At 55.5% G+C, this 25,380-nt stretch carries 18 protein-coding genes and 1 riboswitch; of the genes, 2 read left to right on the forward strand and 16 right to left on the reverse strand.

Annotation, left to right across the window (positions count from 1 at the left end; all coding sequences use genetic code 11):
• Positions 1-3: 3 nt before the first annotated feature.
• The 14 genes from C7120_RS02740 to C7120_RS02800 all read right to left on the reverse strand — a co-directional run bounded on the left by C7120_RS02740 (position 4) and on the right by C7120_RS02800 (position 19,135).
• On the reverse strand, positions 4-2,361 hold the full coding sequence (locus C7120_RS02740) for a TonB-dependent receptor (RefSeq protein WP_107620244.1): 2,358 nt from the start codon (positions 2,359-2,361) through the stop codon (positions 4-6).
• A gap of 35 nt (positions 2,362-2,396) precedes the next feature.
• A riboswitch (TPP riboswitch) is annotated at positions 2,397-2,495 on the reverse strand.
• A gap of 156 nt (positions 2,496-2,651) precedes the next feature.
• Positions 2,652-3,464: a class I SAM-dependent methyltransferase gene (locus tag C7120_RS02745; protein ID WP_107620245.1), complete on the reverse strand. Its 813-nt coding sequence runs from the start codon at positions 3,462-3,464 to the stop codon at positions 2,652-2,654.
• Between the two features lie 76 nt (positions 3,465-3,540).
• Positions 3,541-4,512, reverse strand: coding sequence for an A/G-specific adenine glycosylase (gene mutY / locus C7120_RS02750; RefSeq protein WP_107620246.1), 972 nt, complete (start codon positions 4,510-4,512; stop codon positions 3,541-3,543).
• Between the two features lie 31 nt (positions 4,513-4,543).
• A complete protein-coding gene (locus C7120_RS02755) occupies positions 4,544-4,996 on the reverse strand; it encodes a hypothetical protein (RefSeq protein ID WP_107620247.1) in 453 nt (150 codons plus the stop codon).
• A gap of 164 nt (positions 4,997-5,160) precedes the next feature.
• The gene (locus C7120_RS02760; RefSeq protein ID WP_107620248.1) at positions 5,161-5,415 is read right to left on the reverse strand and encodes a hypothetical protein; all 255 of its coding nucleotides are present in this window, start codon (positions 5,413-5,415) and stop codon (positions 5,161-5,163) included.
• Positions 5,416-5,425: 10 nt separating this feature from the next.
• Positions 5,426-5,683: a hypothetical protein gene (locus tag C7120_RS02765; protein ID WP_107620249.1), complete on the reverse strand. Its 258-nt coding sequence runs from the start codon at positions 5,681-5,683 to the stop codon at positions 5,426-5,428.
• Positions 5,680-5,802, reverse strand: coding sequence for a hypothetical protein (locus C7120_RS14275; protein ID WP_255413132.1), 123 nt, complete (start codon positions 5,800-5,802; stop codon positions 5,680-5,682). Before C7120_RS14275 ends, C7120_RS02765 begins: the two co-directional genes overlap by 4 nt.
• 55 nt (positions 5,803-5,857) lie before the next feature.
• Positions 5,858-7,972 (reverse strand): prolyl oligopeptidase family protein, encoded by a 2,115-nt coding sequence (locus C7120_RS02770; protein ID WP_107621353.1) that lies wholly within the window; start codon positions 7,970-7,972, stop codon positions 5,858-5,860.
• 416 nt (positions 7,973-8,388) lie between these two features.
• Entirely contained in the window at positions 8,389-8,733 is a 345-nt protein-coding gene (locus C7120_RS02775; protein WP_107620250.1) for a hypothetical protein, read from the reverse strand.
• Positions 8,734-8,884: 151 nt separating this feature from the next.
• Positions 8,885-10,543: a fumarate hydratase gene (locus tag C7120_RS02780; RefSeq protein ID WP_107621354.1), complete on the reverse strand. Its 1,659-nt coding sequence runs from the start codon at positions 10,541-10,543 to the stop codon at positions 8,885-8,887.
• A 97-nt stretch (positions 10,544-10,640) separates the two neighbouring features.
• Complete coding sequence (locus tag C7120_RS02785) at positions 10,641-13,550, reverse strand: pitrilysin family protein (protein ID WP_107620251.1); 2,910 nt, start codon at positions 13,548-13,550, stop codon at positions 10,641-10,643.
• A 29-nt stretch (positions 13,551-13,579) separates the two neighbouring features.
• Positions 13,580-15,436 (reverse strand): DUF4954 family protein, encoded by a 1,857-nt coding sequence (locus tag C7120_RS02790; protein ID WP_107620252.1) that lies wholly within the window; start codon positions 15,434-15,436, stop codon positions 13,580-13,582.
• Complete coding sequence (gene hflX, locus C7120_RS02795; protein WP_107620253.1) at positions 15,433-16,680, reverse strand: GTPase HflX; 1,248 nt, start codon at positions 16,678-16,680, stop codon at positions 15,433-15,435. The genes C7120_RS02790 and hflX overlap by 4 nt, the downstream gene beginning before the upstream one ends.
• 250 nt (positions 16,681-16,930) lie before the next feature.
• Entirely contained in the window at positions 16,931-19,135 is a 2,205-nt protein-coding gene (locus C7120_RS02800) for an alpha-N-acetylglucosaminidase (protein WP_107620254.1), read from the reverse strand.
• Between the two features lie 308 nt (positions 19,136-19,443).
• Here C7120_RS02800 and nagB point away from each other — a divergent pair, with 308 nt between their 5' ends.
• Together nagB and C7120_RS02810 are read left to right on the forward strand one after the other, a co-directional pair.
• A complete protein-coding gene (gene nagB / locus C7120_RS02805; RefSeq protein WP_107620255.1) occupies positions 19,444-20,235 on the forward strand; it encodes a glucosamine-6-phosphate deaminase in 792 nt (263 codons plus the stop codon).
• A 12-nt stretch (positions 20,236-20,247) separates the two neighbouring features.
• On the forward strand, positions 20,248-22,239 hold the full coding sequence (locus C7120_RS02810) for a glucosamine-6-phosphate deaminase (RefSeq protein WP_107620256.1): 1,992 nt from the start codon (positions 20,248-20,250) through the stop codon (positions 22,237-22,239).
• A 223-nt stretch (positions 22,240-22,462) separates the two neighbouring features.
• Here C7120_RS02810 and C7120_RS02815 read toward each other — a convergent pair whose 3' ends face one another.
• Positions 22,463-22,792, reverse strand: a complete 330-nt coding sequence (locus C7120_RS02815) for a hypothetical protein (RefSeq protein ID WP_107620257.1) — start codon at positions 22,790-22,792, stop codon at positions 22,463-22,465.
• A 93-nt stretch (positions 22,793-22,885) separates the two neighbouring features.
• The gene (locus C7120_RS02820) at positions 22,886-25,144 is read right to left on the reverse strand and encodes an outer membrane beta-barrel protein (RefSeq protein ID WP_107620258.1); all 2,259 of its coding nucleotides are present in this window, start codon (positions 25,142-25,144) and stop codon (positions 22,886-22,888) included.
• Positions 25,145-25,380 lie beyond the last annotated feature (236 nt).

A 25,380-nucleotide genomic window follows, 5' to 3' on the forward strand; every position in this document is an offset into this window, starting at 1 on the left:
GGCTTAGAATTTCAGCGTGAGGTTTGTCATGCAGGTGAATCCCGCCATGGGGATGAAACCTATCTGATAGTAACGGTTGTCGGGGGTGTAGTTGTTTTTCGCGCTGACGGCGCTGTACACCCATCCGCTGGCGGCATAGCGCCGGCCGAAGAGGTTGTTCAGGTCCAGTCCCAGCGCCACCTCCTTGATGCCGAGCGTGCGGCGCGTGCTCTTGGCGGTGTAGCCCAAGTGGAGGTTGCTCTGCGAGAAGCTGGGCAGCGAGCGCAGCTTGTCGGCGGTGTTGTCGAGATACTGCCGGCTCACGAAATTGGTGTGCCACACGGCCTGGAAGCCCTTGTGGTGGAGGTCGATCACGCCATTGAGGAGAGTCGATGGCGAGAAGGCGAGGGTGGAGTTGTCGTAGTGCGCCTTGACGGGGGCTCCGTCCCAGTTTTCAATATATTCCGTGAAGTCTCTCACCTTGTTGCGGCTCAAGGCCGCGTTGCCTTCCAGCGTGAGCCACGCGGCCGGACTCCAGCCTGCTGAGAGCTCCACTCCCATGCGGAAGCTCCTGTCGATGTTGGTGGTCAGGTTCTCGCCGATGTCGCTCTTCATGCCCGTCTGCACGAACTGGTCCCGATACTTCATATAGTACAGGTTGAGGCCTACGGTCCAGTTGCTGCCCGTGTAGTCGTAGCCCAACTCAAAGTCGAGCAGGTGCTCGGCGCCGGGGGCGGGATAGTTGCCGTTGTCGGTGAAGTTGTTGCGCTCCGGCTCGCGGCTGGCATAGGCGGCAGAGGCATAGGCCTTGTGGGCGCCACTGTGGAAGGTGATTCCGGCCTTGGGGTTGAGGAAGTGGTAGTGGGCATTGATGTCGAGGGCTTGGTTGCGGTAGGTTCCGTCGGATTGATTGATGAACTTATCGTTGATGCCCCAGGTCTTGTAGGCCACATATCGGTATTGTACATCGGCGAAGAGGTCGAGGAGTTCTCCTGCGTGGAGCGTGCCCTTGACGAAGGCTGAATAGTCATCCTTGCGCGCATCGGAATCGTAGTATTGTTTTCCGGTGAAGTTCTGTGTCTGCCCCTTGTCCTTCACATAGGTGAGATAGCCGAAGTGGCTGCCGCGGAACTGCTGGAGGTTGACGCCACCGAGCACTTCCATGAGCTTGTCGCTGTAGTTGAGGTTGTAGACCAGCCCGTAGGTGTGCTGCGCCAATCCTTTCCTGCGCACGAAGTCGCCGCGCTTGATTTTGTTACCGGCGGCGTCGGTGGCCGTAAGTCCGAACTTGGAGAACTTGTTGTTGGGGCGGAACTCGTTGTAGTAGCCGTAGCCGTAGGTGTAGTGCAGGGCGGCGTTGTGCGTCCAGTGGGTGCCTGGTCGCCAGACGACGGAGAGGATGTTGTGGTTCTGATAGAAGTTGTCGGTGGTCTTCTTCCAGAGCGACCCGTCCTGCATGGCGTAGCGATGGGTGATGAAGTTTCCCCTTGCGTCCTGCGAGAAGCGCCAATGGCTTTCGTCGAAGACGATGCCCTCGTAGAGCGGGTTGAAGCGTCCCAGTCCGTGGTGATACATATCCTGATAGGTGCGGATGGCGTCGCCCATGAGCGTGGCGTCGTCGTTGCCCGCCGTTACTCCGTTCCATGCCTGGCCGGTCTTCTCGAAGTTGCCGATGTTTTTGTAGGCCAGCGTGAGGCGGTCGGCATAGTAGGTGAGGCCGCCGAAATAAGAGCCCGAGCGACCGTCGGTGCCGTGCAGGAATCCGTCGGTGGCCGTCTCGTGGTAGGCACCGTTGAGAATCCAGTGGCTGCCGAGCATGCCCGACGAGAAGTTGAATCCGATGTTATAGGTGTTGTAGGAGCCGTAGGAACCGGTAAGTTCGAGGCTCGGCACCTGCGAGGGAGCCGCCGTGGCGAGGGAGATGGAACCTCCGAAGGCTCCGTCGCCATTGGTGGAAGCCCCCACGCCACGCTGGATCTGGACGCTGCCGAGCAGGGCGGCGTAGGAGTTCATGTTGGCCCAGAACACGGTCTGGTCTTCCGGCGAGTTGAGGGCCACGCCGTCGAGGGTAACATTGACGCGCGAGCCCGCCGCCCCACGGATGCGCATATAGGTGGTTCCCGTGCCCATGCCGTTCTCGCTCCATGCCAGGATACCCGGCGTGCGGGCGAAGAGGAAGGGCAGCTCCTGTCCCGACTTACCGAACTGCCGCAGTTCGGCTTTCTTGATGTTGGCCACCGCGAAGGGCGCGTTTTTCTGCACGCGCACGCCCTTGACCACTACTTCCTGAATCTCCTCATGCAGCAGAGAGTCTTTCGGAGCCTGTGCACTTGTTGTTGCCACGCCTACCAGCGCGGTCGCCAAGATAAAAAGTTTCTTCATCTTTGAATCTTATAAATTAAGTAATTAATGTATAAGGGATGTTTCATAGACCTACCTACGCCAGCATTACCTGGATCAGGTTATCGGGTATATTCTCAGCTCCGCCAATCGTGCGGGCACCCCTTAACAGGCCATTTGCCTGTCGACTGCAAAGGTACGAATAAAAAAGAGAACCTGCAAGGGTTATGGGGTGAAAACTTTCCCTCGCCCTTCTTTTCGGAGGACGAGGGAAGTCTGTGGTTCCGGATTTTCCGTTGTTCTTCTTCTCGGGGGAAAGTTTCTGGTGTGTCTTATTTCTTTCCGTAGAGTATGCCCAGGCCTGTGAGCATGCCGGGCATCCGCATGAGTTGTGGCAGGGGGATTGTTTTTTCCGTGTTCGCCACAAAATATATCTTGCTGATTCCGTCAGCCTTCAGGCGTTCTACGATTCCATTGAAATCTTTGTAGATGTGTTTGTTTGAGAAGAGGTCGTGCAGGGCAAACGCGCCGCCTTTCTTCAATACGCGCAGGGTTTCTCGGATGAGGGCTTCCTTGTTGGGATTGTTGCGCACCTCGTGGTAGACGAAGTTGCTCACCACGGCGTCAAAGGTCTCGTCTCCGAATTCCAGCCGACTGGCATCTCCCTTCCTGAACGAGCATCTGTCGCTCACTCCCTTTATCTCGGCATTGCGCACGCACATCTTCTGATCGTAGTCCCATAGGGCTCCCCAGTAGTCGATGCCTGTGCATTCGGCCTCCGTGAAGGCCTTTGCGCAGCGGATGGTGAGCGCACCGGATCCACATCCCACATCTAGCAACTTACCTTTGCCGTCCCATGCCAGACAGTCTAAGACATACTGATGCACCTTGCCCATGAGTCCGCCGTGTTTGAAGCTGAAGGCGCGGCGCACATAGGTCATGTAACCGAAGAAAAAGGTAATGACAAGAAAGAGAAGGGTGGTGAGTGCCTTCAGCAGGTTGCTCTCGCTATAGAGCATCGTGAGGATGAAGATGATAAAGGCGACGATGGTTAGCGAGAGGAGGATGCCTACCAACTTTACGGGTATCCAGTTGCCGTATTCTGGCTCGCATCCGTTTCTTTTCTGAATGATTGATTCTGTCATACTGTAAATTGATCTGTTGTTTATGACAAAAGTAGCAAAAAGGCAGATGGTCCGCAATACTCAATAGTTGGTATTTTCAGTGTTTTTCGAGCAATTTCTCCACGAGACGGGGCAGCGCATAGTCGGCAAGGTCGGAGAAGTCTATCCACTGATAACCTTCGGGCAGGTCGCTGTCTACGGCTTTTACCGCCATCATCCGGGCATAGATGGTCTGATGGGTAAGGATGTGCTTGACTTCGGTTTCCTCCTTGGGAAAAGGTTCTTCTTTCAGGATGGGTTCCCAAAGGCCTTGCCATATGTCATTGGAACCCCGACGACGAATGGCTGTTTGGCCGTTGTTTTGCAGTAGGAAATAGGTGAAGAAACGCTCGCGCCGCTTCAGCTTTTTCTCTTTCACGGGTAACTCTTCTATCTTTCCTGTGCGCAGGGCATAGCAGCTTTCCTGCAACGGACAGAGGAGACAGCGCGGCGACTGTGGCGTGCACTGCAGGGCTCCGAAATCCATCATGGCCTGATTCCATGTCCCCGCCTTGTCGTGGGGCAGCAGTTCGTCGTCCAGTTGCTGAAATTCTTTCTTGCCACCCGTGCTGTTGATGGGTGTAGAAATGCCAAAATACCGACTCAGCACACGGTAGACATTGCCGTCTACGGCAGCATGCGACAGGCCGAAAGCTATCGAGGCGATGGCCGAGGCAGTATAGTCGCCCACACCTTTCAGGGCACGGATGCCCTCATAAGTACGGGGAAAGCCCCCATTGGCAACTATCTGCCGGGCGGCGGCATGCAGGTTTCGGGCTCGTGAGTAGTAGCCCAGTCCCTGCCATTCCTTCAGGACTTCATCTTCGGTAGCGGCAGCCAGCAACTCCACGGTTGGCCATCGGCGCATGAAGCGGTGCCAGTAGTCGGTGCCCTGTGCGATGCGCGTCTGCTGGAGGATGACCTCCGAGAGCCAGATGGCATATGGATCGCGGGTCTCCCGCCAAGGGAGGCTGCGCCCATTCTCCTCATACCAGCGAAGAATTGCCAATTGGAAATTGCCGTTTGCCATGTCGGGAAGATGGGACCTCACGCCTGTTTGCTTACCATAGTGCCTGCTCCAGCTCGTCGGGATGAATCACGGTCTCTATCCTCCGACCGCTCTCGCTTCCCTTGATGGTGAAGGCAATGTCGATGTGATTGTCCAAGGCCTCGTCTATGACATCCTTCTCGTTATTGCTTGCGGATCCTATATTCTGTATGAACTGGTTCTTCAGGTAGTCGGCTACTTGGTTCATGTCCACGCTCCTGCCTTTCTCCTCGACGGTGAGGTGATACGATATCTTATGGGAGCGGTAGTCCACGCGCGTCAGCGTGAGATCGTCGTAGACCTGTCGGGGCAGGTTCTGGTTTATCTTCTTGACCTCTGACTTCAGCTTCCAGTCGGTTACTTGTGAACAACCTGCCAGCAGTAGCGTGCCCAGCAGTAGCATTAAGGCAGCCATTCGATTCAGTTTGCGATACATGTCTTTTGTTGTGGTTTCTATGATTCTCATTGCAAAGATACGAAAAAAAACAGGAAACGCGACGGGATGGCAAACAAATTTTCAAGGCTGCGAATACTCCTCTCTCGGCAGTGGCTTGCTATGGGAAGGGGTGGTTTCCCTGTCGTCAGCCCTTGCTCCTTACCATTATTGATGCGAGTCTACCCATTCAGTCTTTATACGGGCGTGTGTGCTCTCTTCCTCCGTAGGCAGAGCCAGACTACGAGGAGGCCGATGGCCAACACATTTGCAAATAGCAGCCACCCCAGTCGGTCGACCTGATGGAGGGCGTAATCATGGAGGGTGGGTCCTGCCGGCTGTGCGCTTTTGAAGGTCTTGATGCCGAGGCGTGCGGTGTCCCAGATGTAGTAGTCGGTCATCATCAAGCCGTGGAAGGCCACCAGAAGTCCTACTTTCTGCCAATTCTTCATCTTTATTCTTTTATTCTTTCTTTCCTTCTTTCCCCCACAGGCAGATGAAGAGGAAGATGCACAAGGCTATGCTGATGCCTAATGCCACCGAAAGGTTGGTTACAACGAAATAGTATTCCCGCACCAAAGCCCAGAGGTTATCATCCATGCCTGCATGTGGCTCTACCATATACTTCATGTCGATGAAGGCGTTGAGCCATGTCATAAGTCCTTCTATCGATAAGCCTGCCAGCACTATGATTCCTAAGATTTTCTGCCAAAGCTTCATGATGGGTCTTGATTCTTAGGGTTGTCTTTCAGAGACTTGCCTGCCCAGGGCAGCGCGCTGTCTTGCGTTTCGATGGGCAGCGCCTCGTCCTTTACGGTGATATGCCACTCGTTGGGCATGTTTCCATTCTGTCTCTGTCATGTCGGCCGATCTGAAGGGGAAGTGTTGCCTCGGTTAGTATTTGATTCCCATGTTGTGGAAGATAAAGCTGTAGATGTCGGCCGTCTCCTCCAGTTGCTTGCTCAGAGGCTTGCCGCCGCCGTGTCCGGCCTTGGTGTCGATGCGGATGAGCACGGGCTGGTTGCCCGCGTTGGCCTCCTGCAGAGCTGCCGCGAACTTGAAGCTATGAGCCGGCACCACACGGTCGTCGTGGTCGGCGGTGGTGATGAGCGTGGCGGGATAGGCCACGCCCTTGTGGATGTTGTGGAGGGGGGAGTAGCCTTTCAGGTAAGAGAACATCTCCTTGGAGTCGTCGCTCGTGCCATAGTCGCTCGCCCAGTTCCACCCGATGGTGAACTTGTGGTAGCGCAGCATGTCCATCACGCCCACGCGGGGGATGCATACCTTGTAGAGGTCGGGGCGTTGCGTCATGCATGCTCCCACGAGCAGCCCGCCGTTGCTGCCGCCGGCGATGGCGAGGTAATCGCTGCTGGTGTATTTCTCGTGGATGAGGTATTCGGCCGCGGCGATGAAGTCGTCGAACACATTCTGCTTCTGCATCTTCGTACCCGCCTGATGCCACTCCTCGCCATACTCGCTGCCGCCTCGTATGCTGGGCTGGGCGTAGACGCCTCCCCGCTCCATGAAGGCCAGGAGCGAGGAGCTGAAACCGGGTGTCATGGGGATGTTGAAGCCTCCGTAGGAATAGAGGAAGGTGGGATTTCTGCCATTGAGCTTAAGTCCTTTCTTATGGGTGATGAACATGGGCACGCGGGTGCCGTCTTTGCTCTCGTAGAATACTTCCTTCGTCTCATAGTCTGCGAGGTTCGCCTTGATGGCGGGCATCGCGTAGGGGGTGGAAGAATCGCTCTCGTAGTCGTAGCGGTAGACCACATTGGGCTGGGTGAACGAGGTGAAGCTGAAGAACACCTCCTCGCGGTCTTTCTTTCCCTCCACGGCCACGGAGCCCGGCCCGGGCAGGCTCATCTCGCGGAGGAGCTTGCCGTCGAGGCTGTATATGCGCACCCTGTCGCAGGCATCCACCATGTAGGTGAGGTAGAGTTTGCCGTCGATGATGCTGGCGCTCTCCAGCACATCGTTGCCCTCCGGTATCAGGGTCTTCCAGTCGCCGATGCCCGGTTGCCGGATATCGGCCACCATCAGCTTATACTTTGGCGCTCTGTCGTTGGTGAGGATATAGATCTTGTCGCCGATGAACTCTACGGGCGAGTAGATGTTGTCCATGTTCGCCGTCATCTGCACGAACTGCGTGTCGGGCTCCTTGAGGGAGCGCACATAGAGATTAGAGCCCGCTCCCGCTCCGCTCTCAAAGAGCATCTGGAGGGTCTCGTCCTCGTTGACGAAGGTGGAGAAGAACTCCATCGGCTTCGCGGGGTTCTGATAGAAGAGGCGGTCGCTCGTCTGGGGCGTGCCGATCTTGTGGTAATATATCTTGTGGGTGGAGTTCTTGCCGGAGAAGGCGCGGCCCTCCTCGGGCTTGTCGTAGGCACTGTAGAAGAAGCCGTCCTTATACCAGGCGGCTCCGGAGAACTTTGCCCATTGGATGTGGTCGTCCAGCAGCTGGCGGGTCCGCAGGTCGATGACATAGAACTCCTGCCAGTCGCTGCCGCTGCGGGAGATAGAATAGGCGCAGTAGCGGCCGTCGTTGGAGATGTAGCTGCCTTTGAGGGCCACCGTGCCGTCGGCCGAGAGCCGGTTGGGATCGAGGAACACGCGGGCGTCGCGCTCGTCGCCGAGACGGTCCATCTCGTAGATGACGCTCTGGTTCTGCAGTCCGTCGTTCTTGGAGAAATACCATTTGCCGGTCTTCTTGCTGAACGATGGTGCCGACACCTTGCCGTAGTTGGCCAGCTCCTTGAGCCGCTTCAGGATCTTGCCGCGGAACGGAATCTTCCGCAAGTATGCCTGCGTGAGTCGGTTCTCGGCCTCCACCCAGGCTTTCGTGGCCTCCGAGTTGTCGTCCTCGAGCGGGCGGAAGGGATCGGGCACCTGCTCGCCGAAGTAAGTGTCCACGGTGTTGTCGCGCGGCGCTACTGGATACTGAACTCTCTGTGCCATCACAGTTGCGGGCGCAAGCATGACAATGGCCGATAGGATATATTTCTTCATCATGTGGCAAATATAGATATTTTTTGCGGTTCCGCCAAACGAAAGTGCTGATAATTTGCGTCGCTTCCCGTGCCCGGCCGTCCTGTCGGCATCCCTTCCTGTTTCCGAAAAGTAAAAATCTTTCCGAAAGAGGCTGCCTTGCCGGCCTCTTTCTTTTTTCTTTTTCTTTTTCTTTTTCATCTTCTTCTTCATCTATCGCGGACGCGATAAATAATGTTCGGGCCCGAGTGAGCTGATGTCGTTGCCACTACCCTGACACCTGGTGGCATCCTTGTGATAACTCCAACGCGGGGAGGCTGCGGATGGCTGTCGGATAAAAGGCCGTCGGAAGGCAGGCTTTTAACCGTTAGGAGCAAAGCTTTTAGCCGTTAAAAGGAGGAGAAAAGGCCGCTGAAAGGAATGTCCGTCTTCATTCATTACCTTCCTCGCCGGCCTGTCTCACCGGCCGCGACTGCTCGTTCGATGACCGATGGTTTCCCCGCGGAGAGGGGATTTCCCCTCTGTGGGAGGCCGTAAAAGTAGAAAAACGGGGTGTTGAGTTTTGGAAATCGGGCGTTCATGTTGTATCTTTGCAGCGTGTTAATAGGATTTCTGAAAACATGTTCTTTTCCGTTCTGGTTTTTTGTACAGGCATCCTCCCCTCCCTGTGCCCAGCGGTTGGGGCGGATGGTCAGGCCTTCGGGCAGTCGTTCTTTGACATTTGGGTTGTTCTCTTCGTGCGAGGGGAAAGAGAGAAGGGGGCTGTGCAGAGGCTTGGGCATGATTTTTCTGATTGCGTCCGACAGTCATAGGGGCGTGATTCATCATGCCCCGTCCATTCCGGCGAGTCCATAAAGAAGTAAGGGCATGATGAATTACGCCCCTACGGTTTTGGCACAGTCTTCCCTGTGAATGAATCAGAGACTTGCCCGTTTACTTCCGGCACGCCTGACAGGGCGCCCACGGCTTGAGCTGCTTGAAGAAGTCGTTGCCCTTGTCGTCGACGAGGATGAAAGCCGGGAAGTCTTCCACGGTAATCTTCCAGATTGCCTCCATGCCCAGTTCGGGATATTCCACGCAGTCGATGCTCTTGATGGAGCTTTGCGAGAGTACGGCCGCTACGCCTCCGATGGTGCCCAGATAGAAGCCTCCGTGTTTCCGGCATGCATCGGTAACCACCTGTGTGCGGTTGCCCTTGGCTATCATCACGAGACTGGCTCCGTGGTCCTGGAACTCATCCACATAAGGATCCATGCGGTTGGCCGTGGTCGGACCCATGCTTCCGCAGGGGTAGCCTTCCGGTGTCTTGGCCGGTCCGGCATAGAGGATGGGGTGGTCCTTGAAGTAGGCTGGCATCTCCTCGCCAGCATCCAGCCTCGCCTTGAGCTTGGCATGGGCGATGTCGCGTGCCACGATGATGGTTCCCTTGAGGTTGACGCGGGTGGAGACGGGATACTTTGTGAGCTCGGCCCGCACGGCGTCGATGCCCTTGTCGAGGTCGATCACGATGCCCTTGCCTCCCTCTCCCGGCCGGCGATATTCCTCGGGGATAAGTTCTGCGGGATATTCGTCCATCTGCTCGATCCAGATGCCGTCCTTGTTGATTTTTGCCTTGATGTTGCGGTCGGCCGAGCAGCTCACTCCCATGCCGATGGGACACGATGCTCCGTGGCGTGGCAGGCGGATGACGCGGATGTCGTGGGCGAGGTATTTGCCTCCGAACTGTGCGCCGAGGCCTATCTTGTGCGCTTCGTTGAGGAGCTTTTCCTCAAGGTCGGTGTCTCGGAAGGCGCGTCCTGTCTCATCGCCCGTGGTGGGCAGGTTGTCGTAATACTTGATGCTGCCGAGCTTTACGGTGAGCAGGTTTTTTTCTGCCGAGGTGCCTCCGATGACGAAGCAGATGTGGTAAGGCGGACAGGCTGCCGTGCCGAGGCTCTTCATCTTTTCCACGAGGAACGGGAGCAGGGTGCCCTCGTTCTGGATGGTGGCTTTCGTCATGGGGTAGAAATAGGTCTTGTTGGCTGAACCGCCGCCCTTGGCCACCATCACGAAGCGGTATTCATCGCCCTCCACGGCCTCGATGTCGATTTGTGCGGGCAGGTTACAGCGGGTGTTCACTTCGTCGTACATGTTGAGCGGGGCGTTCTGCGAATAGCGCAGGTTGTCCTGCGTGAAGGTATCGAAGACGCCACGGCTCAATGCCTCCTCGTCTTCGAAGTCGGTCCACACGCGCTGCCCTTTCTCGCCGTGGATGATGGCCGTGCCGGTGTCTTGACAGAAGGGGAGGATGCCCTTGGCCGCCGTCTCGGCGTTGCGCAGGAACTGCAGGGCCACATACTTGTCGTTCTCGGATGCTTCCGGGTCTTTCAAGATGCGGGCTACTTGCTCGTTGTGCTCGCGACGGAGCATGAACTCCACATCGTGGAAGGCTTGCCGTGCGAGCAGCGTCAGGGCTTCGGGGGAGACCTTCAGGATAGTTTTGCCCTCGAACTCGGCCGTGCTCACGCCCTCCTGGGACAGGAGTCGGTACTCGGTGGTGTCGGTGCCCAGCTGGAACATCGGCGCATACTTGAAATCAGGTGTTTTACTCATATTCTTCCTCACCATTACCCTCCCGTGGGGGAGGGAACGCCGTGTGAGGTGTCGCGTTAAAGTTTATAATGTTATTGTATTGGATGCCTCTTGGTTGTTAGTAGCCGAATATCTCCTCGGTGGTGAGGCGTCGCACGGGGCCTATCTTCTCGAGGGCTTTCATGTCGAGGTTTTTCTCGTCGCCGAGGATGAGATACTTGTAGGTCTTGCCTTGGATGTTTTGGCGGGCGAAGTCCATCAGGTCTTTTAAGGTGAGGCTTGGCAGCCTCTCGAACTCTTTCTTGTAGGGGTCGTAGTCGATGCCGAGACGCCGGGCGTTCATGTAGGCATTGAGGATGTCGAACTTGGTGGTGCGTGCCGAGGCCAGGTTCTTCAGCAGTCCCTGCTTGGCAAGGTTGAAACCAGCCTCTCGCTCGGGAGTGTTGTTCAGCAGTTTGTTGAATTCTTTGACGCAGTCCATCATCTTGTCGTTTTGGGTGATAATGTTGGTATAGAAGAATTCCTTGTCTTGCTTGCGACCCGGCCGGCTGTAGCGGGCGGAGGCGCTGTAGGCCAGTCCGCGTGCCTCGCGCAGCTCCTGGAAGACGATGGCGTTCATGCCGCCGCCGAAGTATTCGTTGAAGAGGTCGATGATCGCCCTGCGCTCGGGCGTATATTCCTGGTTTTCATTGTGCAGTTGCACCATGTAGATGTTCTTGGCATCATAGGGGGCTATCCATACCTCATTGCGGGGGGTGGGCTGCACGACATAGGGGCGTGTGCCGACATCGGCCTTGAGGAGCGTCTTAGGCGTGGGATGCTCCTTGGTGATGAGTGCGGACAGGTCTTTCAGGGTCGACGGGCCGTAGTAGAGCACGGTCTGGCTGTGGTTGCGCAGGTTCTTCATGAGTGCGGTCAGCTCCTCGGGGCTGCCCTCACGCAGTTTCTGTCCGCTCGGTATGTTGCGGGTGGCATTGTATGCTCCGTCCAGTCCGTAGTCCATGAGCGCCAGGAAATTGCTTCTCTGGTTGGCCTTGTTGTCGGCTCTCCCTTTCAACACGAGGTCTACATACTGGGCGTAGGCCTGCCCGTCGGCCTTGGCCTCCTGCATCAGGTGCTCCAGAAGTCGCAGCGCCTCGGGCAGGTTCTCGTTCAGGCCGGAGAGCGAGACGATGAATTGGTCGGCATATTGGTTGAAGCTGTAGTCGCAAGCCAGTCGGTAGAACTTCTGCTTGATCTGCTCGTTGCTGAACCTGTCGGTGCCCAGATATTCGAGATAGCTGGCGGCATAGCCCACGAGGGGATTGGTCTCCGTGCCCAGCGGATAGCGGAACTGCAGGGTGAAGAGGTCGTCGGTCGTGTTTTGTTTATAGACGACGGGAAGGCCTCTTTTGGTGGTGCCCTTCGTCAGGTCTTTGCTGAAATCGAGGAACTGGGGCTGGATGGGTGCCGGCTTGCTGCCCAGCACTTCCTGCAGGAAGGCTGAGTGCTTGTCGTTGTTGGTGGGAATGGGGGTGATGGCGGGCTTCTCCACCTTTTTGAGGGTGGTGTCATTGCCTTGCCGCTTATAGACGCAGACGAAGTTGTCGTTCAGGTATTTGTTGGCAAAGGCCATGATTTCAGCCTTGGTCATCCGGGAGATACGGTCGAGCTTGCCCGTGTGCTGTTCCCAGTCCTCGCCGTTGATGAAGGCGTTGACGAACTGGCGGGCTCGCTTCTGGTTGCTGTCGAGCCCTTTATAGAAGTCGCGCTTGTAGTTGTTTACGACGGAGGGCAGCAGCTCATCGGAGAATTCTCCCCGCTTCAACTTTCCTATTTCATCAAGCAGCAGTGTGCGCACTTCCTCCAGTGTCTGTCCCTGTTTCGGCATGCCGCCCACGAGGAAGATGGAGTAGTCGCACATCTCCTCGGCCCAGGCGAATGCCCCCTGCACTTTCATCTTCTGGCTGAGGTCGAGATCCATCAGCCCGGCACGGTCGTTGTTGAGCAGCGAGCCGATAATGTCGAGCGTGTCGGAGGTGAGTTCCCTTCCCGCGGGAAAGCGCCATGCCATGTATACGCTCTCTGCCTCCTGTCCGACGACGCTGGTATCCTGTGGAGCAGTGATGGGTGCGAGCGGCGCATACTCGGGCCGGGAGAGCGTCTCGCTCTTCTTCCACGAGCCGAAATATCGGTCGATGGTGGCGATTACCTCGTCTGGGTTCAGGTCGCCGGCCATGCATATGGCCACATTGTTGGGCACATAGTAGCGGCGGAAGTAGTTCTTGATATTGGTGATGGAGGGATTCTTCAAGTGGTCGCCCAGGCCGATGGTGCTTTGCGTGCCGTAGGGGTGGGTGGGGAAGAGCTTCGCGAGTAGGGCCTGATACATCTTGCGGCTGTCTTGCGCCAGTCCGATATTGTATTCCTCATAGACGGCTTCAAGCTCGGTGTGGAATCCGCGAATCACCATGTTCTGGAAACGGTCGGCCTGAACCTTTGCCCAGTTGTCTACCTCGTTGGCTGGAATATTCTCTACATAGCAGGTAACGTCGTTGCTGGTGTAAGCATTGGTACCCTCAGAACCGATGCCCGACATGAGTTTGTCGTATTCATTGGGGATGTTGTATCGTGCGGCGAGCCCGCTCACGGAGTCAATCTCGTGGTATGCCTGCTTGCGGGCCTGCGGGTCGGTGAGCTTGCGATAGACCTCGTATCGCTGTTCTATATCGTTGAGATAGGGCTGTTCGGCCTGATAGTCGGAGGTGCCGAACCGGCGCGTGCCCTTGAACATGAGGTGCTCCAGATAATGAGCCAGCCCCGTGGTCTCGGCCGGATCGTTGCGAGAGCCTGTGCGCACGGCGATATAGGTCTGGACGCGCGGCTTCTCCTTGTTCACGGAGAGATAGACCTTGAGTCCGTTGTCGAGGGTGTAGATGCGGGTTTGCATCGGGTCGCCCTTCACGGTGATGTACTTGTAGTCCTTTGCCTGCGTGGCAGTCAGTCCGAATGCCAGCAGCAGAGAGGCCAGGAAAAACTTTGATTTCATAGTTCTTTATTCTTAAAAGGTTTATGCATTCAATTCTCAAAATCCACCTCGTGGTCGAGTTGCTCGATGAAGTTGTCGAGCACGCTGCGTTCCACATCTCCCATGTGGAATTCCTTTTCGGCGTCTTTGCGTATCTCGGCAATCCATGTGCGGCGTGCAACGACATAGTCGTCGTGTATGCGCTGGAGGTCGGTGGAGGTGAGACAGTCAAGGTGATAGTAGTCGAGTATCAGCCGATAGGTCCATGCCCACTGGTATTCTCGGTATCGGGCGTCGATCTCGGCAAATCTGCGGATGATTTCCGGGATGCTGTCCAGATAGCCCGACTTGATGTCGTCGAGCATGCGCAGTTCTTCCGATGCCGGCAGCAGCAGCCCGGAGAGGTCGTTCCATTCACCCTCGCCGACAGTGGTTGCCGGAGGCTCTACGGCTCCGAGCCGCTTGATGACCCGCTTCAATACGGCACCCATGTAGATGCGCAGGGCGATGTCGTAGTATTTGATGCCCTTCTTCAGCGACGAGGCGCGGATGACATATTCGTGATAGTTGTAGGTCGACACTTCCTCGCCCGAGGCCTCGCGGAGCTTTTCCAGAATCTGCTTGCCCTGGATGATTTCGCCGACGCTGAACGGCGAGAGCCAGTCGAAGTTGACGATGCTCTTCTGCGAGCCTTGGGGGCGGACATCCCTCTTGGGCCACTTGCGGATGTCGCGATACAAGCCCACGGTGGTGATGTTGCGGCCGGGCGAGAGATACATGGTGTCGCCGTAGGCCACGAGATAGGAGAAAGGCAGCCGTCGGGTGTCGGGATGATACATCAGCTTGCCGAAGCACACAGAGAATGTTCCGATATGGGCGGGCATGAGCACATAGGCTCCGCTGGCCGTCTTCGTGCCTCGCTCGAGGATTCCGAAGTGCATGGGCCCCATCTTGTAGGCGTGGTTGCTGAAGTTGGTGGCCGAGCCAGCATTGTAGAACGAGAATTCGCCGCCGATGAGCAGGCTGCTCTTGTGATGGGATGCCGTGAAGGGACCGCAGAAGGCGGCACAGGCCTCGCCGTTGCTCATGTAGCTGTTGGCGAAGAATACGCTCTGCGACGCCGTGAATCCGTTGGAAATCTGGCAGGCCTCGCCCACGAAACAGTCTTGCATCTTCACGGAGTTGAAGAGCGATGAGCCGTCGGAGATGATGGAGTTCTCGCAGATGACGCCCGTGCCGATAAACACGCTGGCACTCTGCGAGCTCAGGATGGTGCAGTCGCTGAGCCTTGCCGCTCCCGAAATCTCGCACTCGTCGTTGATGACGGTATTGGTAATCTCCTTGGCGTTGACGATTTTCACGCCGTTTCCCACGGTGCCTCGTGCGGGTTGCCAGAGTCTCACTTCCTCGCTGATAAGCCGGCGCAGGTTGTCGCGTAGCACCGTGTCGTCGGCATGCCTGAGCATGAGGGCGGCCAACTGGCTGTTGAGACTGTTGAAGAGCACCACATTGCCTTCGCCCACCTCGTTCAATACCGAGATGAGGTTGCCGTTGCCGTAGGTGGCTCCCTCGGTGGTCTCCATGGTGCATATGTTCGAGATGTAACAGTCGTCGCCGATGGTGTAGTTGTTGATGAAGTTTCCGATGTTTTCGATCAGGCAGTTGTCGCCCACCGTTACATTGCGCAGGGTGGCGTTGTTGATGCCCGAGTGCTTCAGGAATCCCGGGCTTACCTCCACATTTTTCTCGAAGATGCCGATGCAGATCTCACCATAGAGCATCACCCGATGCATGTAGTTGGGCCTGAAGTCTTCGGCCACGCTCACGGCCGTCCAGTCTTCTGCCCAGCAGTTGTTGTTCTCGAGGATGCTGATTTCCTGTTCCGTCAGCGGTCTGTATTCATTCATTCTTCCGTGGGATATAGAAAGTCGTTGTAGGGATATTTCTGCACATGCAGTTCGCGTACCTTGCGGTAGAGCACTTCGCGCAGTTCGTCGATGTTCTCCCTCTTCTTTGCCGAGATGAAGAGGCAGTTGTCGTCAAGGCGCGCCATCCATGTCTTTCGGAGGTCGTCGAGGGTGATGTTCTCCTTCGTCGGTGGCGTCAGGTCGTCGGGCTCTTTGTCAGTCCATGAGTAGTTGTCTATCTTGTTGAAGATGATCAGCGAGGGCTTCTCGGCGCATCCGAGCTCTTTCAAGGTTTGGCTGACCACTCCTATCTGTTCTTCGAAATCGGGATGTGAGATGTCTACCACATGTACCAGCAGGTCGGCTTCCCTCACCTCGTCGAGGGTGGACTTGAAGGAGTCCACCAAGTCGGTGGGCAGTTTGCGGATGAAGCCCACGGTGTCGGCCAGCAGGAAAGGCAGGTTGTCGATGACCACCTTGCGTACGGTGGTGTCGAGGGTGGCGAAGAGCTTGTTCTCGGCAAACACCTCGCTTTTGGCGAGCAGGTTCATGAGGGTCGACTTGCCCACATTGGTGTATCCCACGAGTGCCGCACGCACCATGCGCCCTCGGTTTTTGCGCTGGGTGGTCTTCTGCTTGTCGATTTCCACGAGGCGCTGCTTCAGGAGCGTGATGCGCTGGAGGATGATGCGGCGGTCCATCTCGAGCTGCGTCTCGCCGGGGCCGCGCAGTCCCACGGATCCTTTGCCGCCTCCGCTTCCGGATCCTCCTCCCTGTCGTTCCAGATGGGTCCAGAGGCGTTGCAGCCGTGGGAGCATGTAGCGATATTGAGCCAGCTCCACCTGCGTCTTGGCATTTGCGGTCTGAGCACGCATGGCGAAGATGTCGAGGATGAGGCTGGTGCGGTCGAGGATTTTCACCTGCAGTTCCTTTTCTATATTGCGGATCTGGCGGGCGGAGAGCTCATCGTCGAAGATGACCATTCCCACCTCGCGCTCCGCCTCTTCCTCATCCTTGATATATTGCCTGATTTCCTCGAGCTTGCCGCTTCCCACATAGGTGGTCAGGCTGGGTCCGTTCATCTTCTGGGTGAAGCGCCTGAGTGTTACCACGCCCGCCGTGTCGGCCAGAAACTCCAGCTCGTCGAGGTATTCCCGGGTCTTGTCCTCGTCCTGGTCCTTGGTGATGAGCCCCACGAGGACCGCGGTTTCGGTCTTGGCCTCAGAGATTACGAATTCTTTCATTACATCTTTTATTATTCAGATGCAAAGATACAAAATATTGTAGAAACATGGCATTCTGCCCGCTTTTTTTTCTTCTCGTCCGCCGGGCGTGAAAGTCTCTGTTTGCAAAAGGCCGTTAGAAGGTCGTCTTCTAACGGCTAAAAGGCGGGCTTCTAACGGTCTTTTGCTTTCCTTTTAACGGCCTTTTACTTGCCTTCCGACGGCCTTTCGCCCACGGAAGCCTAAAAGGCTTCTTCCGTGGATATGACAATTACTTGTATATCAATGAGTTGGAGAAGTATTTGCCGATGAGCCTCCGGGAGACATCCACGGGGTCTTGCGGGGCGGGATAGCTGATTCGGCCTTCGCCGTTGGCAAACTTCTCCTCCCATGCAAAGCATTCCCGGGCGTAGGCGTCCTCGTCGAATTCACGCCCTTCTTCCACGGCCTTGAGCGTGGCTTTCAGGAACATCTGCCAGCGGGGCAGGTAGAAGCAGCTCACGAGTCCGGCCCATGCACGCTCCGAATAATCGTTGATGCTCGACAGGTTGTTGTTCCAGGTGGTTATGATGGTGCGTGCGTCGCGCTCATAGTAGTCTTTTTCCTCCGCCGTTCCTCCCCAGCCGCGCGCGCTGTCTATCCATGGCCGCATGGAGAAGGTGGGGTGGCAGCCCAGCAGTTCGTCGTAGTCGCCGAGCAGTCCGGTCATTTCGTCGGCAAGTTGCTGCATCTGCGCGAGATCGTGCAGCTCATAGGCGAGCTTGTATTTCATCCACAGGGTGCAGAAGAGATCTGCCAAGGCTTGCCGCCCGATGTTCACAAGGTCGAGGCGATAGGCATCCCTGTCGGCGTTCAGGGCCGTCATCTTGCGCCATAGTTTGACGAGATCGAAGAATGTCGGCTCCACGGTCTTTTCCGTGGCTCCATACTTAGGCAGCTGATTGCGCATCGAGGGTCGGCTCTCGATGAAGGTGCGTATGTAGGGCGCGAAGTTCACATCGAGCACCTTGAAATAGTCGGCATAGGCTTCCCTCGCGGCAGTCGAGACGGTGCCCACATGCCTGTCGGCCAGTCGGTCGCGCCATTCCGGGAGGGTCAGGGGCAGGTCCCACGCCTTCTCAAGCGTCAGTTCATAGGCAAACTGATTGGGGTCGAAGGCCTCGAGCGTGGCTCCCACGCCCTTGAAATTGCTGCCTCCGCTCCGGCATACCGTGTCGATGCGGTTGAAGATGCGCTCGGTGGGGGCCACGAGCCGGTGGCGTCCGCCGAAGTTGCCGAGGTAGTTCCACATATAGTCCTGCCCGAAAAAGGCCTGGTTGCGCTTCCATAGTTCCTTGTTCTCGCAGAAATAGTCGAGCAGGATCATGCGGCCCTGCGGGGCTCCATGGTACAGGGCCCGTTGCCGCTCGTCGTTCCAGTATTTCTTGTAGTAATAGGTCCACGCCATCTGGAGCCACACGGCCTGCTTGTCGGCGGCCTCGAGACTCTGGTAGATGTGCTTGGAAATCATGCCGATGGAGTCGGCGTTGAGGGTGGGTGGGTCCACCTCGTTGAAGGGGTCGAGGCCGTAGATGTGGTCGGTGCCGAACTGCCGGGCCTGTTCTTGCAGGAAGTCCTTTTGTATTTGGGCGAACATGGGATCCATGGAGTTGAGGAAAGTGCATCCGTAGAGCTCCGGATTCTTGAAGTCGCCCCATCCGTGTTGGTTGTCGTCCACCCTTGTTGCCATGAGGTTGGGGCGTCGCTTGAGCAGCGCGGCGGGAATGTGGCCCGCGAAGGCGGGCAGCACGGGCTTCATGTTCAGTTCCCGCTCGCGCCTCACGATCTTCTTTTGCAGCGCTTCCTGACTGTCCAGCCACGCCTTGGGCAGCGGACCGTGCCAGGCGTCGATGTTGCACATGCGGTGCCAGCCGAGGAAGGCGGGTCCGGTGAAATAGGAGCGGATCTCCTCGTCGCTGAGCCCGTATTTCCGCCATACTCTGTACCAGATGCTTTCCGTTCCCGTGATGGAGAGGGGCAGGTTGACGCCGTTGAGGGCCATCCAGTCGATGAAGTGCTCCCAGTCGGCCCATTTCCACCACGGCATGGTGTAGCCGTAAGTGCAGTAGTTGAGGAAAAAGCGCATGGGCATGCGGGCCTTGATCCTCAGGGTGCCTGCCACCTTCGGCAGCACCTCCGGCATCTCGACGGGGTCGTCCTTGTACCACGAGATGGTGGTGAGGCAGAAGTATTTCAGGTAATAGTTCAGCCCCACGGCCATGGAGTTGGCGTTGTTTCCGCCGATGACCACTTTGTTTCCCTCGCTGCGCAGGGTGAAGAGGTCTTGTTCCTCGTTGATTTTCTCGAAGACGAACGACGAGGCTTGTCTCGGCAGCAGTCGCCGGGTGAGGGCACTGGCGTTCCTGACATCGTCGCCGGCCATTGCCGCAACGGCGCTGAACAGCAGCAGGAACAGGGGAAGGATGATTCTTTTCATTTTTCAGTTTTTTGTGTTTTGATGGAATGATTGGTGCAAAATTACTATTTTTATTTGAATAACATGCGTCGCGGAGCATCGTTTTTGTAAGAAATTTCCCGGATGCAATCAAATTGATAGGTTGCAGACAGATAGGGCGGGAGCGGAAGCCGGCCGGAACCGGCGCCCATTCCAACAAGAAGTGCAAACCCTCAGAGGATGCTTCTTCGTTTTAATAAACCTAAAAAAAAATGCCATCCTGCCGTTTTCTTACTTTATTTTGTTATCTTTGCAATCTAATAAGGTAATTCTAAATAAATCAAAGAACTATGAGATTAATTATTGAGTCCGATTATGAAAAATTGTCTCAGTGGGCGGCAAACCATGTCGTGGAGCGCATCAATGCTGCCGGGCCTACTGCCGGGCATCCGTTTGTGTTGGGGCTTCCTACGGGTTCTTCCCCGGAGGGAATGTATCGCCGCCTGGTCGAGGCCTATAAGACGGGCAAGGTGAGCTTCAGGCATGTGATCACTTTCAACATGGATGAGTATGTAGGACTTCCCGAGGAGCATCCCGAAAGCTATCATTCCTTCATGCGCCGCAATCTCTTTGATCACATCGACTGCCCCAAGGAGAACATATATATACTGAACGGCAACGCGCCAGACCTTGAGGCCGAATGCGCCCGCTATGAGCAGATGATGGCCGAGGCAGGAGGCGTCGACCTCTTCCTGGGCGGTATCGGGCCCGACGGGCACATCGCTTTCAACGAGCCTTTCTCGTCGCTGACTTCGAGAACCCGTGTCAAGACGCTCACCACCGACACCATCATTGCCAACAGTCGTTTCTTCGACAACGATGTAAACAAGGTTCCGAAGCATGCGCTCACCGTCGGCGTGGGCACCGTGATGTCGGCACGCGAGGTGATGATCCTCGTCAACGGCCACCATAAGGCCCGCGCCCTGCAGGCTGCGGTGGAAGGCCCCGTAACGCAGGCTTGGACCATCAGCGCCCTCCAGCAGCATCCTCATGCGGTGATCGTGGCCGACGAGGCTGCCACCGAGGAGCTCAAGGTGGGCACCTACAAGTATTTTAAGGATATCGAGAAAGACAACCTATAATATTCAGACGATATGAGACTCCATTTAAGTTCAGAGATAGTATTGAACACGATTCCCGAAGAATTCTATGCTCCCAAGAACGCCGTAGAGCGTTCGGAGATAACCCGGCAGGAGAAGATACCCACGGATATATTTCCAAAGGTGGACGACGCGGCCCGGAATATAGCCGATGCCATCGTGGCCGAGATCAAGGCCAAGGAAGTGCTGGGCAAGTATTGCGTGCTTTGCGTGGGCACCGGACAGTCGCTTACCCCCGTTTTCAACGAGCTGATTCATCGCTACGAGAAGAAGCAGGTCTCGTTCAAGAATGTCGTGCTCTTCAATGCCTATGAGTATTTTCCTCTTCAGGCCGACTCCCAGCACAGCGCCATCTTCCAGCTCAGGGAGCGTTTGTTGAACCACATTGATATTCCCGAGCAGAATGTCTACTCGCTCGACGGCACCATCGCGCAGGAGGATGTGCAGAAGCAGTGCCGCCTCTACCAGCAGCGCATACAGACTTTCGGCGGAATCGATGTAGCCCTGCTCGGCATCGGCCGTGCCGGCAACATCGCCACCAACGAGCCCGGATCGGGGCTTACATCAAGCACTCGCCTGATTCTGATTGATGCCATCTCGCGCGAGGAGATGACGATGAGCTTCGGAACCAACGAGCCCGTCCCTCCATGCTCCATTACGCTGGGCGTGGGAGATATCCTCGGAGCCCGCAAGATTTACCTTACCGCATGGGGGGAAGAGAAGGCCGACATCATCCGCAAGGCCGTCGAGGAACAGATTACCGAGGCCATACCGGCCAGTTTCCTGCAGACGCATAACGACGCGCATGTGGTCATCGACCTCTCCGCCGCCAGCAAGCTCACGCGAATCATACATCCTTGGCTGGTGGCCAGCTGCAAGTGGACCGACAAGCTTACCCGTGCGGCCCTCGTATGGCTGTGCGGCGTAACCAAGAAGCCCATCCTGAAACTTACCAACAAGGACTACAACGAGAATGGCCTCTCGGAGCTGTTGGCTCTCTACGGATCGGCCTATAATGCCAATATCAAGATATTCAATGATTTGCAGCATACCATTACGGGATGGCCAGGCGGTAAGCCCAACGCCGACGACACCTATCGCCCGGAGCGGGCCAAGCCTTTCCCCAAGCGGGTGGTGGTATTCTCGCCGCATCCTGACGACGATGTTATCTCCATGGGCGGAACCATCCAGCGGCTCGTGAAGCAGGGACACGATCTCCATGTGGCCTATGAGACTTCCGGAAACATTGCCGTGGGCGACGAGGAGGTAACGCGCTTCATGCACTTCGTCAACGGTTTCAACCAGCTCTTCCTCGACAGCAAGGACGAGAAGATAACCAAGATGTACAAGGAAATCAAGAAATTCCTCGCCAACAAGAAGGAAGGCGATATCGACCTGCCTGATGTGCGCACCATCAAGGGCCTCATCCGACGGGGCGAGGCGCGTACGGCCTGCACCTACAATAATATTCCGCTCGACCATGTGCACTTCCTCGACCTGCCGTTCTATGAGAGCGGGAAGATTGAGAAGCTGCCCATGACGGAGAAGGATGTCGAGATTGTGCGTGCCTTGCTCCAGAAGGTGCAGCCGCACGAGATATTCGTGGCCGGCGACCTTGCCGACCCTCACGGCACTCACCGCAAGTGTACCGACGCCGTTTTTGCTGCCATCGACCTCGAGAAAGAGGCCGGTGCGGCCTGGCTTAAGGACTGCAAGATATGGATGTATCGTGGTGCGTGGGCAGAGTGGGAGATTGAGAACATCGAGATGTGCGTGCCGATGTCGCCCGAAGAGCTGCTTGCGAAGCGCAACTCCATCCTGAAGCACAGCTCGCAGATGGAGAGTGCTCCGTTCCTCGGCAACGACGAGCGCCTGTTCTGGCAACGCGCCGAAGACCGCAACCGTGGCACGGCCAAGCTCTACGACGACCTCGGACTGGCCAGCTACGAGGCTATGGAGGCATTCGTAGAATATAAGCCTCTATGACGGAACTTGCCTGAATCTTCCTCGTAATGAGGTGTTTAGGTCTTAGGATTATCGAGTGGCATCCGCATCGGGTGCCACTCTTTTTCATGTCCGTATCCGGTCGTTTTGTCGGAAGCCGTTAAAAGGTGAGTAAAAGGCCGTTAGAAGCTTGCCTTTTAGCCGTTAAAAGGCGAGCTTTTAGCCGTTAAAAGGAAAACAGCGAGCGGCTTCCTGCCGACAGGTGCTACGCCTTGTGCCTTTTCAGGTGTTTCCACCAGGCGTAATGACGGCGGCGGAGCAGATAGTCCGGGTCGTTCATGTGCTCGTAGGCCTCCCGCTCCAGGGAGATGTTCGTGTAGGCCCGCCCTTTCATCGGGAGGCGTACGAGCCATTCAAGAAGATACCAGAGATAGAATCCCACGAAGCCCATCTCCCGCATCTGGGCGGTGTGGATGCGCTCGTGCTGTATCAGGTCGGCCGTCAGGGTGGTGCCTTTCCTGCACAGCAGCAGTCCCAGGATGTTGACGGCGTCATACCTCCGGGGCGGCAGGAGGGGGTTGTGGATAATCTTCATACGGGTGCAAATATAGCCCGACTTTCGTGAAAGACCAAATTTATTCTGATTTTTTGCTCTCCTGCCTCTTGCGGCCTGCCCATCGATTTTCTATTATTGTTTCAGTTCGATGTCGCCGTTGTCAAACCCTTCTGCGGCCTTGCGCTCGCGGAACTGTTTTCCAAAGTTCCATGTAATGTTTAGTTGTAAATCGTTGTAATGCGTCTTTTGCAGCGATGTTTGGTGCATATTGGCAAAGTGGGTTGTGGTGCGGCTTGTGGTGAAGTAGCGCAACGAGTTCATTGCCACGATGCTAATGCCAAGCCTGTCATGAAAGAAGTTCTTTGAGACGCTTGCCCGAAAGAGGGGATGCCGGTGCGAAAGCGTGTTGAAGCCGTAGTTCTTCGGATGATATGTGCCCCATAACGAGTACATCCAGCTGTGCTTCGTGCGGTAGTTGAAGTTTAACATGCCGTAGCATCCGAAGCCTTGTGAGGGGAGCATAAGCGTCCTGTCGGCGAACGCCGATGCTATGTCGTAGTTCATGTAGTCGCCCGTGAGTATGAACGATAGATTCATCCTGCCTTTGCAGAGCCTCTGCGTCCAGTTCAGCGACAGCGATGCGTAGTCGCTTCGGCCGAGGTTTGAGTAAGTGGTGGTATTGAAATCGGTGGGCGAGAGGTAGGCCCGTGCTATCATGTCGCTGCTGCACCGGTAGCCCATTGTCGCGGAGAGGTAGGCCGTCTTTATTTGCTTGCTGTATGATAGGCTCAGCGCGTCATTGTGCTGAACGCCGAGAGCCGTGTTGCCCACAAGTGTTTCATTCTCGCTGATCATGAGCGTGTCCTCGTTCATATAGTCGATGCTCGGGCGCACAATGGTGCGTTGGTAGTTTGCGGAGAGCGATCCGTATTTCCCCATGCTGTAATTTATCCTCGCCGACGGCAGGAAATAGTAGCTCTGCTTGCGACGCAGGTTGTCGGTCTCACCCTTCAGGATGAAGTAGAACGAGAAATGTTTGCCTATCGGGCGCGAATGGTCGATGTACAATTGATGAACGGAATGTGTGCTCCAATCGGTTGACTGTGTACCATTCTGCCGCCAGGTACTCTTCCAGCCAAGACCTACATTGCCGCCGCCAAGCCAGTCTATCTTCTCATTCTCCGACTTCAGGCTGACCCCATATTCACGCATGTCTGACTCGTAGCGTGTTCTCGTGCCCAGCTTGTCTCGATATGAGTAGGAATATTCCATGTAGTTTGCTTTCAGAAGCAGGAGGTTGGTATTGGTTATGTTATAGAATGTGTTGAGCAATGTGCCATAGTTCTCTATCTTGTCTTTGCTTCTCAGCTCGACGAAGTGGTTGTCAAAGCCGGTGATATGTTGTTTTATATTCGTGGCGTTGAGGCTGTACACACCCCTTAATATTACCGACAACTTCTCTGAAGGATAAAAGCCCAGCTTCAGCATTCCGCCGCCCTGTGGACTCTCGAAGCATCTGTCTTCGTGCATTGTTTCTTTCGTGCTGCCGTCGGAATAGCTTCTTGTTACATCGTTGGTAAGTTTCGGCTTGTTGTAAATTAATCCGGCGGTGGCGTTCAACTCCCATTTAGGACTTTGATAGTTTATGCTGTTGTAGGTCATCAACGATGTGTAAACCAGGTTGAGGGTGTTCCGTGAGCTTCCGTAGAACTTGGGGCGTTCTCTCTTCCTGCGTATGATGTTTATAACGCCCGAGCTGTTGGCATTGTCATTGGCGTCGGTTTCCTTGACTTCCACCCGTTCAATGTCGGTGGCGTTGAGCGAGCGCAGCTCGTCGAGGCCCGCATCCACGCCGTCGACTTGCAGACGGGCGTTGGCGTGCTTGCCGAGAATCTTGAATGTGGTGCCGTCAGATTCTGTTCTGGGCAGGAATCTCAAGGCTTCGTTGGCTTTGCTGTCTTTCAGAAAACTTCGTACATCGACGGTATAGACTGTCTTTTCGGCGTTTCCCTTGGCGATAGGGCGGAAAGCCTTCACCTCAACATCTCTCAAATAGTATGTCTTTGGTATGAGTGTTATTCTTATATCTTTGACTGTCGTTTTTATAGTTGTGTCTTTGTCTTGATAGAGTTTACTGCTGATGTGCAAGCGTGCTTCCGCGCAGTTGCCGATGTCTGCTTCGGCCACGCCGTGCTCGTTCGTAATTGCCCGCACTCTCTTGCCGCATGCGTCTATGCGCAAGTTGATGCTTGGTAATGGTGTTCCATTACTGTCGGATAAGGTTAAATATATAATCTGTGCATTGGCCTTAGTTGACAGAGTGAGCAACAATATGACCCATGCACTTTTGCAAAAGGCGCAGAATGGTTGCTTTTTCTTCGATGTTCCCATTTCTTTGAGTTGAATTGTCAGTAGTCTCTGCAAAACTAATAATAATAATTGATTTTTGCAAATGAATTTATATTTTTGGGGTTGCAAGCGTTATTTTAACAATAAAACATTAATTTTGCAGTAAAACAACAAAGACAAGAATGGAAGTGTTACTATATGGAAAAAAGAAAGATGGCATTGTTTAGTTTCGTCCATTATTATAAGGTGAAAGACAAAAAATGGAAATTCGAGTCGTT

It is taken from the genome of Prevotella sp. oral taxon 376 (genome assembly GCF_003043945.1).
Classification (GTDB): Bacteria; Bacteroidota; Bacteroidia; order Bacteroidales; family Bacteroidaceae; genus Prevotella.

What these genes read in the sequence shown, in the direction of transcription:
- C7120_RS02740 (WP_107620244.1), bottom strand. Translation starts at nt 2,361, where the DNA reads ATGAAGAAACTTTTTATCTTGGCGACCGCGCTGGTAGGCGTGGCAACA.
- C7120_RS02745 (WP_107620245.1), bottom strand. Translation starts at nt 3,464, where the DNA reads ATGACAGAATCAATCATTCAGAAAAGAAACGGATGCGAGCCAGAATAC.
- mutY (WP_107620246.1), bottom strand. Translation starts at nt 4,512, where the DNA reads ATGGCAAACGGCAATTTCCAATTGGCAATTCTTCGCTGGTATGAGGAG.
- C7120_RS02755 (WP_107620247.1), bottom strand. Translation starts at nt 4,996, where the DNA reads ATGAGAATCATAGAAACCACAACAAAAGACATGTATCGCAAACTGAAT.
- C7120_RS02760 (WP_107620248.1), bottom strand. Translation starts at nt 5,415, where the DNA reads ATGAAGAATTGGCAGAAAGTAGGACTTCTGGTGGCCTTCCACGGCTTG.
- C7120_RS02765 (WP_107620249.1), bottom strand. Translation starts at nt 5,683, where the DNA reads ATGAAGCTTTGGCAGAAAATCTTAGGAATCATAGTGCTGGCAGGCTTA.
- C7120_RS14275 (WP_255413132.1), bottom strand. Translation starts at nt 5,802, where the DNA reads ATGCCCAACGAGTGGCATATCACCGTAAAGGACGAGGCGCTGCCCATC.
- C7120_RS02770 (WP_107621353.1), bottom strand. Translation starts at nt 7,972, where the DNA reads ATGAAGAAATATATCCTATCGGCCATTGTCATGCTTGCGCCCGCAACT.
- C7120_RS02775 (WP_107620250.1), bottom strand. Translation starts at nt 8,733, where the DNA reads ATGCCCAAGCCTCTGCACAGCCCCCTTCTCTCTTTCCCCTCGCACGAA.
- C7120_RS02780 (WP_107621354.1), bottom strand. Translation starts at nt 10,543, where the DNA reads ATGAGTAAAACACCTGATTTCAAGTATGCGCCGATGTTCCAGCTGGGC.
- C7120_RS02785 (WP_107620251.1), bottom strand. Translation starts at nt 13,550, where the DNA reads ATGAAATCAAAGTTTTTCCTGGCCTCTCTGCTGCTGGCATTCGGACTG.
- C7120_RS02790 (WP_107620252.1), bottom strand. Translation starts at nt 15,436, where the DNA reads ATGAATGAATACAGACCGCTGACGGAACAGGAAATCAGCATCCTCGAG.
- hflX (WP_107620253.1), bottom strand. Translation starts at nt 16,680, where the DNA reads ATGAAAGAATTCGTAATCTCTGAGGCCAAGACCGAAACCGCGGTCCTC.
- C7120_RS02800 (WP_107620254.1), bottom strand. Translation starts at nt 19,135, where the DNA reads ATGAAAAGAATCATCCTTCCCCTGTTCCTGCTGCTGTTCAGCGCCGTT.
- nagB (WP_107620255.1), top strand. Translation starts at nt 19,444, where the DNA reads ATGAGATTAATTATTGAGTCCGATTATGAAAAATTGTCTCAGTGGGCG.
- C7120_RS02810 (WP_107620256.1), top strand. Translation starts at nt 20,248, where the DNA reads ATGAGACTCCATTTAAGTTCAGAGATAGTATTGAACACGATTCCCGAA.
- C7120_RS02815 (WP_107620257.1), bottom strand. Translation starts at nt 22,792, where the DNA reads ATGAAGATTATCCACAACCCCCTCCTGCCGCCCCGGAGGTATGACGCC.
- C7120_RS02820 (WP_107620258.1), bottom strand. Translation starts at nt 25,144, where the DNA reads ATGGGAACATCGAAGAAAAAGCAACCATTCTGCGCCTTTTGCAAAAGT.